General features: G+C 54.6%; 10 protein-coding genes and 1 riboswitch. Of the genes, 4 read left to right on the top strand and 6 right to left on the bottom strand.

What is annotated here, in order from left to right; translation table 11 throughout:
* Positions 1-60: 60 nt before the first annotated feature.
* Positions 61-429 (bottom strand): diacylglycerol kinase, encoded by a 369-nt coding sequence (locus tag C7434_RS11300; protein ID WP_006121553.1) that lies wholly within the window; start codon positions 427-429, stop codon positions 61-63.
* A 128-nt stretch (positions 430-557) separates the two neighbouring features.
* Between C7434_RS11300 and plsB the strand changes: the two genes are divergently transcribed.
* Positions 558-2,984, top strand: a complete 2,427-nt coding sequence (plsB, locus tag C7434_RS11295; protein WP_039339074.1) for a glycerol-3-phosphate 1-O-acyltransferase PlsB — start codon at positions 558-560, stop codon at positions 2,982-2,984.
* 101 nt (positions 2,985-3,085) lie between these two features.
* On the opposite strand, the gene ubiA is transcribed toward plsB, so the two are convergent.
* The 3 genes from ubiA to psiE all read right to left on the bottom strand — a co-directional run bounded on the left by ubiA (position 3,086) and on the right by psiE (position 4,988).
* The gene (gene ubiA / locus C7434_RS11290; protein ID WP_133745482.1) at positions 3,086-3,970 is read right to left on the bottom strand and encodes a 4-hydroxybenzoate octaprenyltransferase; all 885 of its coding nucleotides are present in this window, start codon (positions 3,968-3,970) and stop codon (positions 3,086-3,088) included.
* Positions 3,971-3,981: 11 nt separating this feature from the next.
* On the bottom strand, positions 3,982-4,494 hold the full coding sequence (gene ubiC / locus C7434_RS11285; RefSeq protein ID WP_033738953.1) for a chorismate lyase: 513 nt from the start codon (positions 4,492-4,494) through the stop codon (positions 3,982-3,984).
* Positions 4,495-4,577: 83 nt separating this feature from the next.
* On the bottom strand, positions 4,578-4,988 hold the full coding sequence (gene psiE, locus C7434_RS11280; protein WP_006121549.1) for a phosphate-starvation-inducible protein PsiE: 411 nt from the start codon (positions 4,986-4,988) through the stop codon (positions 4,578-4,580).
* A gap of 574 nt (positions 4,989-5,562) precedes the next feature.
* Between psiE and C7434_RS11275 the strand changes: the two genes are divergently transcribed.
* Complete coding sequence (locus C7434_RS11275) at positions 5,563-6,375, top strand: alkaline phosphatase family protein (RefSeq protein ID WP_033739245.1); 813 nt, start codon at positions 5,563-5,565, stop codon at positions 6,373-6,375.
* 380 nt (positions 6,376-6,755) lie between these two features.
* On the top strand, positions 6,756-8,381 hold the full coding sequence (locus C7434_RS11270; RefSeq protein WP_006121547.1) for a Na/Pi cotransporter family protein: 1,626 nt from the start codon (positions 6,756-6,758) through the stop codon (positions 8,379-8,381).
* Positions 8,382-8,420: 39 nt separating this feature from the next.
* Here the strand turns inward: C7434_RS11270 and panS are convergent, their stop codons facing one another.
* On the bottom strand, positions 8,421-9,353 hold the full coding sequence (gene panS, locus C7434_RS11265; protein ID WP_033738950.1) for a ketopantoate/pantoate/pantothenate transporter PanS: 933 nt from the start codon (positions 9,351-9,353) through the stop codon (positions 8,421-8,423).
* Between the two features lie 115 nt (positions 9,354-9,468).
* Positions 9,469-10,821, bottom strand: a complete 1,353-nt coding sequence (gene lysC, locus C7434_RS11260; RefSeq protein ID WP_006121545.1) for a lysine-sensitive aspartokinase 3 — start codon at positions 10,819-10,821, stop codon at positions 9,469-9,471.
* A 110-nt stretch (positions 10,822-10,931) separates the two neighbouring features.
* A riboswitch (Lysine riboswitch) is annotated at positions 10,932-11,125 on the bottom strand.
* A gap of 399 nt (positions 11,126-11,524) precedes the next feature.
* Between lysC and pgi the strand changes: the two genes are divergently transcribed.
* Positions 11,525-13,171: a glucose-6-phosphate isomerase gene (gene pgi / locus C7434_RS11255; protein ID WP_033738948.1), complete on the top strand. Its 1,647-nt coding sequence runs from the start codon at positions 11,525-11,527 to the stop codon at positions 13,169-13,171.
* Positions 13,172-13,584 lie beyond the last annotated feature (413 nt).

Genomic DNA, 13,584 nt, shown 5'->3' with positions numbered 1-13,584 from the left:
TTGGTGAAATGGAAACCAAAAGTCAGGCCAAAATCAGTAATTTGACGGGAGATGGAATGCTTATCGCAAATGCGACCAAAGTAGCGTTCCCCAAACGAACAGGGCCAGTACTATTGCCAGCAAAACAGCGGCCGATCCCATATCTTTGGCACGGCCGGCAAGAGGGTGACGTTCCTGCCCTGTGCGGTCCACCACCGCTTCGATGGCGCTGTTCAGAACTTCAACAATCATCACCAGCATGACCGCGCCAATCATCAGGATGCGCGAAATAGTATCGACATCCAGCCAGCAGGCCAGGATAATTGCCGCCAGTGAAATTACGGCTTCCTGGCGGAAGGCAGCTTCATGCTGCCAGGCGGCGCGAAGACCTTGCCATGAGTAGCCAGCCGCTTTCACAATCCGGGTAATGCCGGTGACATTATTTGTCATGATAAAGGAACTCGTTTCAAAGGATTGACGTCAATACCGGGCAGCGCACAATTGTCGCTGTCACAGATTTTTGCTGCGCGTTCTGATATGCTTGCGCCGCTTTGCTAACAAGAGGCTTCATGTTGTCTATGTCAGGTTGGCGTAAAATTTTTTATAAATTGCTGAACTTACCCCTTTCATTTCTGGTAAAGAGTAAGGCCATTCCGGCTGATCCCGTGTCCGAACATGGGCTGGATCCTACCCGGCCTATTATGTATGTCCTGCCTTATGATTCAAAGGCCGATCTCCTGACTTTACGCGCGCAGTGCATCCGGCACGATCTGCCTGATCCGCTTATTCCGCTGGAGATAGACGGCGCCCTGTTGCCGCGTCATGTTTTTATTAATGACGGTCCGCGTGTGTTCCCCTATTTTGTGCCCAGCCTTGAATCGGTCAAAATCTTCCACGAGTATCTTGATCTGCACCGCAGCAACCCTGAACTTGATGTTCAGATGTTACCGGTTTCAGTCATGTTTGGCCGTGCGCCAGGTCGGGAAGTCCAGGGCGACGATCATCCGCCTCATTTGCGGCTCCTTAACGGCATTCAAAAATTCTTTGCCGTTCTCTGGCATGGCCGCGACAGTTTTGTGCGTTTTTCGCCCACGGTCTCCCTGCGTCGTATGGCGACCGAACACGGTACCGACAAGTCGATTGCGCAGAAGCTGGCTCGCGTAGCGCGCATCCACTTTGCCCGTCAGCGCCTGGCCGCGGTGGGACCGCGTCTGCCGGCTCGCCAGGATTTATTCAATCGCCTGTTGCAGTCGAAAGCGATTGAAAAAGCCGTCGAAGACGAGGCGCGTAGCAAGAAAATCTCCCATGAAAAAGCGCAGCAAAACGCCATTGAAATGATGGAAGAAATTGCGGCCAACTTTTCCTACGAAGCGATTCGTATCACCGACCGCGTGATGGGCTGGCTCTGGAGCCGACTCTACCAGGGGATCAACGTTAACGGCGGTGAGCGGGTACGTCAGCTGGCGCAGGACGGCCATGAAATTGTTTATGTGCCCTGCCACCGCAGCCATATGGACTACCTGCTACTGTCTTATGTGCTGTATCACCAGGGCCTGGTTCCGCCGCATATTGCCGCAGGGATTAACCTGAACTTCTGGCCTGCCGGGCCGATTTTCCGTCGTCTGGGTGCCTTCTTTATTCGTCGTACCTTTAAAGGCAACAAGCTCTATTCAACCGTGTTCCGTGAATACCTTGGCGAGCTCTTTACCCGCGGCTATTCCGTCGAGTATTTCGTGGAAGGTGGACGCTCACGTACCGGCCGACTGCTGGATCCGAAAACCGGCACCCTCTCTATGACGCTGCAGGCCATGCTGCGCGGCGGCACGCGACCTATTACGTTAGTGCCCATTTACATCGGTTATGAACATGTAATGGAAGTGGGTACTTACGCTAAAGAGCTACGCGGTGCGGCAAAAGAGAAAGAAGGCTTTATGCAGATGGTGCGCGGCCTGCGTAAGCTGCGCAACCTGGGCCAGGGTTATGTGAACTTTGGTGAGCCGTTGCCGCTGATCAACTATCTGAACAAGCGCGTACCGGAATGGCGTGAGTCTATCGATCCCATTGAAGCGCAACGTCCGGGCTGGTTAACGCCAACGGCCAATGATATCGCCGCCACCATCATGGTACGTATTAATGAAGCCGGGGCCGCGAACGCCATGAACCTGTGCGTAACGGCACTGCTCGCTTCACGCCAGCGTTCACTGACCCGTGAACAGCTGATTGAGCAGCTGGAATGCTATACCCAGTTATTACGTAATGTGCCCTACTCGCCGGATGCCACTTTGCCTGACATGTCTGCGGAAGCGTTGCTGGATCACGCGCTGAGTATGAACAAGTTTGAGAGTGAGAAGGACAGCATTGGCGACATCATTATTCTGCCGCGCGAGCAGGCGGTGCTGATGACCTATTACCGGAATAACATCCACCATATGTTGGTGATGCCCTCTCTGATTGCGGCCATCATCCAGCAGCACCGTAACCTGAGCGAAGCCGAACTGCTGCGCCAGGTCAGCCTGATTTACCCCATGCTGAAGAGCGAGCTGTTCCTGCGCTGGGGCAACGACCAGCTGCCGCAGCTGCTGGCTGACTTATGCCAGGAGCTGGCGCGCCAGGGACTGATTACCGTTGAGGCAGGTCTGCTGTCGTTCAACACGGCACGTTACCGTACGCTGCAGTTGCTGGCTGCCGGTGTACGTGAAACGCTGCAACGTTACGCCATCACCTTCTCGATTCTCAGCGCCAAGCCCACCATCAACCGCGGCACGCTGGAAAAAGAGAGCCGCACGCTGGCCCAGCGCCTGAGCGTACTGCATGGCATCAATGCGCCTGAGTTTTTCGATAAAGCGGTGTTCTCTACACTGGTACTGACCCTGCGCGATGAAGGCTATATCAGCGACAGTGGCGATGCGGATGTGGCGCAGACGCTGGCGACCTGGCACATTCTGGCAGAACTGGTCACCAGCGATGTCCGTATGACCATCGAGAGCGCCGTTGCACACAGCTAACGTGCTGGCATGACAAAAAAGGCGACCTGACTGGTCGCCTTTTTTATTGCTTACTGAAACTCACACTGTGCATCGCACTGGCGCTACGTTCGGTGCCTGCCCTATAACAGGTTTAAGAACGGCGGAGTATTCATTAACACGCCGAGAAACAGCACCAGCCCTACATAATTGTTATTCAGAAACGCCTGGAAACAGGCCTGACGCGCGCGCTTTGCGATCAGTTTTTGCTGATAAACAAATAAACCGCCCGCCAGTAACAGCGTCCAGTAAAACGCCCCATTCAGATGCAGCCGTGTCCCTACCAGCGCCATCAGCCCCAGCGTCGCCAGTTGCAGCAGGCCGATAATCAATTTGTCGTACTGGCCAAACAGAATGGCTGTGGACTTCACGCCAATCTTCAGGTCGTCCTCGCGATCCACCATGGCATATTGCGTATCGTAGGCCACCGTCCAGCAAATGTTGGCGAAAAAGACCAGCCAGCAAACCAGAGGTAAGGACTCACTAACCGCGGCCCAGGCCATGGGAATTGCCCAGCCAAATGCGGCGCCAAGGACTACCTGCGGCAAATGCGTATAGCGCTTCATAAAAGGATAAACCCAGGCAAGCGCCAGCCCGACAACAGAAAGCATAATCGTCATCAGGTTCATGCTCAGTACCAGGCCAAACGCGATCAGCCCCAGTACCACAAACAGCATTTTAGCCTCTTTCGCCGTGACAGCACCGCTGGCCAGTGGCCGGAGCTTTGTGCGTTCCACATGGCCGTCGACTTTGCGGTCAGCATAATCGTTGATCACACAGCCGGCTGCACGCATGACAAATACGCCCGCGACAAACACGATCAGTACCGGTAACGGCGGCATCGCCCTGTTAGCCAGCCACAGCGCCCACAACGTCGGCCACAGCAGCAGCAGCGTGCCAATAGGTTTATCAATTCGCATGAGGCGGCTGTAAGCCTGCCATTTGGTCATTTGTTGTCTGTTTTGCACAGGTCAAATCCTTAACCCTGGTAACGGTAAACCGGCGACGCCGGTAAAAATAATTCGGTTAGTAGCAGGGGCTTCCCCGATAAACGCAGGCGCGACCGACGTCCCCACAGCGATTCAACGTTACCGGGCTCGATAAAATCGCGGGTCAGGGTTGAAGAGGAGAACAGGTAACGTCCCAGCGGTCGCGTTCCGAGCTGCTGCAACATCGCTTCGGGACCGTTCAGGGTGCTTTCAGGCACCAGCGTGCGTCCCGCCAGCCAGGGTTGTTCGTCGCCATACAGGATCACTTCACGCAGCCAGAGGCGCTGATCAGCGGGTAACAGCGCACCTTCTTCACCTAATTCGTCAGCGTGGATAAACCCTTCACGAACGGGCTCCACCCTGACCTTCTGGCAATGCTGTTCGAAGCGCCTGGTCATAGAGTCCTCCTCCATCAGCCAGTCACGAAGTGATGGCGACAGAGCAGCACCGTCCAGCGCCAGCCAGTTGAGTGAACGTAATAAACGGAGCGGGTCTTGCGTCATGACACTTTCCCCCAAAAATTTTCAGGCAGGTAGTTTAGCGCAGAGCGATTCACGGCACACCCGTCCGTCATGCAAACGCGAGGTTATTCGCGCTTAAGCCGGTTACTGTTTGCCAGCCACAGGGTGATAACCAGCAGCAGAATAGCAGCCGAGTAGCACAGCGTATCAAAGGGATTTTTGTGGTCGACGATAATCAGCCTGATGATAGCCGTGATGCCGATATAGACGAAATAGCGTAACGGGAAATGGTAACCCGACTGGAAGTACTTCACGATGAGGGCAATAAACTCAAAGTAAAGGAAGTAAATCACAATGCCTTCAATCAGCAGATAAGAGGACGCCTGCTCGCCCGTGCTGAACAGGACGTTGGCTAAATGGACCGTCTCTTTGCCCAGGAAGACCATTAAAATGAACGCCAGAATCAGCAATCCTGCATTCAGCACCCATTGCATCAGGCGCGCTATCTTTTGTGCTATCGGGTTTTTATCACTCATTTCACGCCTCGAAAATAAAGGGATGTTTTCTGGCATTATCATGCTTTAGTGTGACGTAAATCACAATATAGCCGTCAGGCTTACTTAACAGCGTCTTTCAAATCACCAGACTGCGCGATGGAATGCCAGCCCCGGCATCCTGGGTTATACCGCCGGGACCGTACGAACCTGTCTTTTGATGAAAGCAAACCGGACAGACCGATCATATCGGCTGGCAGACCCACTCCGTCGTGCCGTCCTGTCATACGGTTTTCACATCCGACATTTACATTGGCTCGGTTTTTCAACCCCGGCAGTCAGTTAGCGCCCGCTTCCATACCCGACTCAATGGATAAGCGTCCTGAGGCGGCACGTTGCGTTAGCCTCCGCGCAGCCAACAGCGGCGTTCAGGCCCGGCCAGGCTTAATCTGTTCCGCATTAACGGTTACGGGATTACGTCAGGTTAGTGTGCACTTACTCAACTATTAAGATGCGGCCGGACGGCGTTGCGCTGGCGGCGTTAAAACAGCCCGACGTCAGAGACGCAGACAAACGCCCCCTGTGGCGTGAAGACGCCGCAGCAAGAGAGGACAACATGAAAACAATTCTGGTGATTCTGGACGGCCTGAGCCATCACGTTGCCCATCATGCGATGGGTTATCTGCACGCAGAATGTGCGCAAGGTAAAGGGCATTATTATCATCTCACCTGTGCACTGCCTTCTCTGTCGCGTCCGCTGTATGAATGCATTCTGACCGGTGTTGCGCCTGTGCAAAGTGGAATCATCCACAACGGGGTAAACCGCCTGAGTCACGAACAGAGCGTATTTCACTATGCGCGTGATGCGGGCCTGACCACCGCCGCAGCGGCTTATCACTGGATCAGTGAACTTTACAACCGCAGCCCTTTCGAGCCCGCGCGCGATCGTCATACCGAAGCGCCGGCCCTGCCTGTCCAGTTCGGGCACTTTTACGTTGACGACAGTTACCCCGATTCGCACCTGTTTGAAGATGCCGAGAGCCTGAGGTTGCGGCACAACCCGGACTTCCTCCTCATCCATCCGATGAATATCGATTATGCCGGTCATCAACATGGCCTGTCCTCGCCCCAGTATCGTAACCGGGCACGCATGGCGGATGGTTACCTGTCGCAATGGATGCCTGGCTGGCTGGCAGAAGGCTATCAGGTGATGGTGACCGCCGACCATGGCATGAACGACGACCGCTCACATGGTGGCATGCTGCCGGAGGAAACGACCGTTCCCCTGTTTGTCTTTGGTGACGGGTTCTCGCTAAAGCCTGGGCTGGAATTGCAACAAACCGATCTCTGCGGCACGCTGTGTACACTGCTCGGCGTTCCTCATGACAAGCCGGTGCATCACGATCTGCTGGCACAGGTTTCGCTCTGACCCTCTTCCCGCTTCTGGCGGCAGGAATACAGTAAACTGCCGCCCCGGGTCTGGCGGGTTGGGCAAACGGCACAACCCGTCCTTCTGTTGCCGTTATTCCGCTGATCCCCTGCCGTACTGACTTTGTCGCCATGCCCTTCACTGACCACAGAAAAAAGCGCACCGGCCGCGCGCGGCGGGAAAGGTCCGCCTGAGGCCAGCCGGATTTGTCGTGAGGTACCCGCAGAGTGGTCTACATTTAAAGGGGCCGACGCTGCGCAGGTCATTTAAAACACTGGAAAAAAGTTCGCAACGTCCGGCAGCCATGTTCGCAGATTGCGCTCTCCATCAGGCTGGCAATCTGTCATGCCGTAAGCCTGATGGTTGAGGAGCAACGTTACGTGTTAACCCTGCTTAACTTACTGTCTGCCGTTGCGCTTCTGGTCTGGGGTACGCACATTACGCGCTCCGGCATTATGCGCGTTTACGGGGCCGATTTGCGCCGGGTGCTCAGTCGCAGCGTGGAAAAGAAGCCGATGGCGTTTCTTGCCGGTATCGGCGTAACGATGCTGGTGCAAAGCAGTAATGCCACCACGCTGCTGGTTACCTCGTTTGTGGCTCAAAATCTTGTCAGCCTGACACCCGCTCTGGTAGTGATACTGGGCGCTGACGTCGGTACGGCCATTATGGCGCGCGTCCTGACATTCGATCTCTCCTGGCTTTCCCCGCTGTTTATCTTTTTTGGCGTGGTTTTCTTCCTGAGTCGCAAACAAAGCCGGGCAGGTCAGCTTGGCCGGACCAGCATAGGTCTGGGGTTAATTCTGCTGGCGCTACAGCTGATTGTTGAAGCCGCCCGACCGATTACCCAGGCGGCTGGCGTGCAGGTTCTGTTTTCCAGTTTAACCGGTGACGTCATGCTGGACGCTCTGCTCGGAGCGGTCTTTGCCATTATCAGCTACTCCAGTCTCGCCGCCGTGCTGATTACCGCCACACTGACCGCCACAGGCGTGATCGCCTTCAAGGTGGCCCTGTGCCTGGTAATCGGCGCGAACCTGGGCAGCGGCTTACTGGCGGTTATTAACGGCAGCGGATCCAATGCGGCCGGGAAACGCGTTGCAATGGGCAGCTTTCTGTTTAAGCTGACGGGCTGTGTAATAATTCTGCCCTTTGTTGAAACCGTAGCGGGCTGGCTGGATAAACTGCCCGTTAATGACGAAGAGCTGGTGATCTTCTTTCACGTTTTCTACAACCTGTTTCGCTGCATTATCATGGTGCCCTTTGCCGATGCGATGGCACGCCTGTGCCGTCGACTGATTGCGGACGATGCCGAAAGTGACGTCACGCTAAAACCCAGACACCTTGACAGCAGCGCGCTGGATACGCCCGCTCTGGCGCTGGTGAATGCTGCGCGCGAAGCGTTGCGTATGGGCGACGTGCTGGAGCAGATGCTGGATACGTTTCTGCAGGTGGTGCGCGGCGAGTCGCGGGCAGAACGCACGGTACGGCGGCTGGATGATGATGTGGATGTCCTGTATACCGCCATCAAACTCTATCTGGCGCGCATGCCGAAAGAGGATTTATCAGAGGAGGATTCCCGCCGCTGGGGGCAAATCATAGAAATGTCGCTGAATCTGGAGCAGGCCGGTGACATTATCGAGCGCATGAGCGGGGACGTCGCCGATAAATCTCTGGCTGCCCGGCGAACCTTTTCGCCCGAGGGCCTGAAAGAGCTGGAAGCCTTGCATGAGCAGCTTATCGCGAATCTACGGCTGAGCCTGTCGGTATTTTTATCTCACGATGTTACCAGCGCTAAGCGGCTACGCCGCGCCAAACACCGCTTTCGCCTGAAAATACGCCGCTATTCACACTCGCATGTTGATCGGTTACATCAGCAGAACATTCAGAGCATTGAAACCAGTTCGCTGCACCTGGGCTTGCTGGGCGATATGAAGCGTCTGAACTCGCTGTTTTGCGCGGTCGCTTACACGGTTCTGGAGCAGCCTGACGATGAGCGGGATTATGACTAAAGAAAGTGCGAAGGCCGTTTGGCCTTCGCACTGTGTCTCTCAGGGACGGGATGACGGCTTTTTATCTGTGGGCTTACCGGACCAGTAGCCCGCCAGCAGGGAACCGGAAAGGTTGTGCCAGACGGAAAACAACGCCCCCGGCAGTGCAGCCAGTGGCGAGAAATACAGTTTACCCAGCGTCGCCGCCAGCCCTGAATTCTGCATGCCCACTTCCAGCGCCAGCGTGCGGCAGGTAGATTCATCAAAGCCAAACAGCTTGCCGCCCCAGTAACCGCCGAGCAGACCAATAGCGTTATGTAACATGACGGCGGCGATCACCATCACGCCAACCGAGGCAATAAAGCTCTGGCTACCGGCGACCACAGCACTGATGATCAGCAGAATACACACCATTGAAAAAGCGGGAAGATAAGGCTCTACCCGACGAACCAGACCGTTAAACGTGTGGTGAATGATCAACCCTAACCCGATAGGGATCACGACGATCCTGATGATGCTCAGCAGCATACCGGCAACATCAACCTGAATATGCGTATCCACATAAAAACGGGTCAGTAGCGGCGTGGCAAACACACCAACCAGCGCGGACACCGAGGAGATGGTCACCGAGAGCGCCACATCGCCTTTTGCCAGATAAATCATCACGTTGGAGGCGGTTCCACTGGCAACGCTGCCCACCAGAATCATCCCGGCAGCCAGATCGGGCGGCATGTTAAACAGTTTTGCCAGCGCCCATGCCGCCAGGGGCATCACCAGATAGTGCAGGAATGTACCTGCAAGCACCGGTGCCGGACGGGTTAAGACGCGTTTGAAATCATTGATATTCAGCGTGACGCCCATACCGAACATAATCAGCATCAGCAGATACGCGACCCACGGGCCAATGCCAAGAAAGGTGGTGGGCGAGTAATAAGCCGCGACAGACAACAGGACGGCCCACAGGGGGAACAGACGGGTTAAGTTGGCAAGCATCAACAAACATCCTTTTAGCAAAATCAGCGACGTGCGTGGAATGATGTCCGGCGGCATCACAGCCGGTCAGTAAAAAGCCGGACAGGGTCCGGCTTTCTTTTGATGTCAGCGGCGCTTATTCAAACAAGTTGTGGTGCAGCGTACGCACCACACTTTCCGCATCGTCACCTGGCACCAGGAAGCAGAGGTTATAGCTGCTGGCTCCGTAGCAAATCATGCGCAGGTTAAAGGGCTCAAGTACGCCAAACACCTCTTTACCTACCCCACAGGCTTTCGACAGTTCATTGCCGATTATGGCCACCAGCGCCAGGTTTTCCTCTACTTCCACCCGACACAGGGATGAGAGCTCGGTTAACAACGCCTGGCTCAGCAGATGGTCGCCGGTTGAAGTCGAGCCGGTCGTATCCAGCGTCAACGCGACGCTGACTTCCGAGGTGGTAATCAGATCCACCGACACGTTGTGACGCACCAGGATATTGAACACTTCAGACAGGAAGCCCGGCGTATGCAACATATTCAGGCTGTGCAACGTGACCAGGGTTTGCTTGCGGCGCAGCGCCAGCGCTCTGAACAGCGGCGGATTCGCCGTCTCATTGCACACGCGCGTACCGCCTGCTGCAGGATCTTTACTGGAGCCGACGAACACCGGAATGTCGCTACGGACAGCGGGCAGAAGCGTGGCAGGATGCAGAACTTTGGCACCAAAAGTGGCCATTTCAGCCGCTTCTTCAAAAGTGATTTCATCAATACGTTTAGCCGCCGGGACTACACGCGGATCGGTGGTGTAAATGCCCGGCACGTCTGTCCAGATATCCACGCGCGCAGCGTTTAATGCTTCACCCAGCAGGGCGGCCGTGTAATCACTGCCGCCGCGGCCCAGCGTGGTGGTGCGTCCTTTTTCTTCGCTGCCGATAAAGCCCTGCGTGACCACCAGAGCGGCGGCAATGCGCGGCTGCAACTGCACACTGACCTGCTCGGCCAGTACGGCAACATCAGGCTCCGCACGGCCAAAGCGATCGTTGGTGCGCATGACTTTACGCACGTCAAACCATTCCGCATTGACCCCGCGCTCACGCAGGATCTCGACAAACAGCAGAGTCGACATGAGTTCGCCGTGGCTGACCAGTTCGTCGGTTAAGGCGCTGGAGGTGGCGAGAGCCGCGGCGTCAGACAGCATGCCGATATTGTCGATAATGCGGTCGATTTCATCGCGGATAACGTCTGGATTGTTCAGGCGATCGATGATGGCATATTGAATGCGGCGGATATCATCGAGCTGCGCCGCGCGTTGCGATGTCTCCTGACCTTCGGCAAGGGAGACCAGCAGATTGGTGATGCCTGCAGAGGCAGAAAGCACCACCAGCCGGGTATTGCTGTCCTGCAACACCACATCGGCGCTACGGTTCATGGCATCGAAATCGGCAACGCTGGTACCGCCAAATTTCGCTACATTCAGATTCAGAGACATTGTATGACCTCGTGTCAGGATACGTTGCCCTCACCCGTTAAGAGATGAGAAACAGTAATTCAGCCTAAGCACAAGGAAAGAGCAGAAACGGGTAAAATCGAATAGACGAGTCACCCAGAAGCGCTCCACCTTGCGAAACGTCCGACTGTGGACGTTTCTGGTGACAACCCAGGGGATTCAGCCCCTGTAGCCGACAGCCAACACACCGTGATGTTGACCACCTCGGCGTCGCTCCCCCTGATGTGTTATCTCTGGATACGGTTCCTCCAACACACTGCCTGGTCGACGCGCCTCTTCTGGCTTGCGCACAGGTGCGCAAGTAGCGCGCATAGATTTAGCGATTTCTGGCCCTGCTGTCAATGACCGTCACGGGACAATTTTTCATGCAGAGCGCACCGGATAACAAATTTTGCCTAATCTCTGCGACTACAGTGCTAAATGGCTTCAGCAACGTCGTCACATTCTGATGCGGCACAATGTTCGTGGGCTGCCGTTGCGCCATACTTTTCAGCCTTTCGCCCATGGAAACAGTCCGAATGATTGCCGCATCATCTACTGCGAAACGGGCTGTATTCGTGCGCTGACACCATCGCACTGACAAAGTTTTTCCTTTCAGTTGCAACTGTGGTCATACTGAAATGCTAACCGGGTACGATGCGACCCCGATGGAATGACGGTTCTTAATATCAACAAGAGTGTTGCCATGAAAAATATCAATCCGACCCAAACCGCAGCCTGGAAAGCGCTGCAAGAGCATTATGAACAGATGAAAACGGCGAAAATCGCCGACCTGTTTGCCCAGGATGCCGATCGTTTTGCTAAATTCTCAGCCACCTTTGACGACCAGATGCTGGTAGATTTCTCGAAAAACCGCATCACGCAGGAGACGCTCGATAAACTGCTGGCCCTGGCAAAAGAAACCGATTTAAGCGGCGCGATTGCGTCCATGTTCTCGGGCGAAAAAATTAACCGGACGGAGGATCGCGCCGTCCTGCACGTCGCCCTGCGCAACCGCAGCAATACGCCAATCAAGGTGGATGGCAAAGATGTGATGCCTGAAGTCAACGCGGTGCTGGCGAAAATGAAAAGCTTCTCCGAGCGCATTATTGGCGGTGACTGGAAAGGTTACACCGGCAAACCGATCACCGATGTGGTGAACATTGGTATCGGCGGTTCCGATCTGGGGCCGTTTATGGTGACTGAGGCACTGCGCCCGTACAAAAACCACCTGAACATGCATTTTGTGTCCAACGTTGACGGCACGCACATCGCCGAAACGCTGAAAGACCTCAGCCCCGAAACCACGCTGTTTCTGGTGGCGTCAAAAACCTTTACCACCCAGGAAACCATGACCAATGCGCACAGCGCACGCGACTGGTTCCTGAAAACGGCCGGCGATCAACAACACGTTGCGAAGCACTTCGCTGCGCTCTCCACCAATGCTAAAGCCGTGGGCGAATTTGGTATCGATACCGACAATATGTTCGAGTTCTGGGACTGGGTCGGCGGCCGCTATTCGCTGTGGTCGGCCATTGGCCTGTCCATTATTCTGTCGATTGGTTTTGAGAACTTTGAGCAGTTGCTGAGTGGCGCGCATGCCATGGATAAGCACTTCTCTACCACGCCAGCCGAAAAGAATATCCCCGTTCTGCTGGCGCTGATTGGTATCTGGTATAACAACTTCTTTGGCGCGGAAACCGAAGCTATCCTGCCTTACGATCAGTACATGCACCGTTTTGCAGCCTATTTCCAACAGGGAAATATGGAGTCGAACGGGAAGTACGTTGATCGCACAGGCCAGCCGGTGACCTATCAGACGGGCCCGATTATCTGGGGTGAACCCGGCACCAACGGCCAGCATGCGTTCTATCAGTTGATTCACCAGGGCACCAAACTGGTACCTTGCGATTTTATTGCACCTGCCATCAGCCACAATGCCCTGGCCGATCACCATCCTAAGCTGCTGTCGAATTTCTTTGCTCAGACCGAAGCGCTGGCATTTGGTAAGTCACGCGAAGTGGTGCAGAAAGAATTTACTGATGCGGGTAAATCGGCGGAATCTGTCGCGCACATCGTGCCGTTTAAAGTGTTTGAAGGGAACCGCCCGACCAACTCAATTCTGTTGCGCGAAATCACGCCATTCAGCCTGGGCGCGCTGATTGCGCTCTACGAGCATAAGATCTTCACCCAGGGGGCAATTCTGAATATCTTCACTTTTGACCAGTGGGGCGTGGAATTAGGCAAACAGCTGGCTAACCGTATTCTGCCGGAGCTGGAAGATGACAGTAATATTACCAGTCATGACAGTTCGACTAACGCCTTAATTAACTGCTACAAGAAATGGCGCTAATCGTATAGTGACAGAGGCGGCCTGCCGGCCGCCTTTTTTTTGTCATCACGATCGGGCACGCTGCTTTTTATCTGAAAAGCCTGCTGGCAGACTGGAAAATTCTTAAAATGCACTGCGGCAATTCTGAACCTCGCGCTGCGCAGAGCGCATCACCCTACTAAAAACCGGATCTAAAACGGTAAGCCAATGCTTCTTACCTCTTGTTTTATAAGGTGATTGGATTTTACGCTTATTCAGGTAATTCCGATTATTCTCATTCCGTACCAAAAGATACTAAATAAGTAGAAACCGCTTTGCTTTCCTCTTACTCACAGACAAATATCCGGCCTTTCACGGTAAATCCACCAATTTAAAATAAGTTAACGCTGAATCCGCTTAATTTGCCCCGTTTTTTTACGCGTCATTTACCGGGT

Source organism: Pantoea sp. PNA 14-12 (assembly GCF_004364735.1).
Lineage (GTDB): Bacteria > Pseudomonadota > Gammaproteobacteria > Enterobacterales > Enterobacteriaceae > Pantoea > Pantoea stewartii.
Note: the sequence above shows the minus strand (reverse complement) of the source record. Positions and strands in the feature narration are given on the sequence as shown.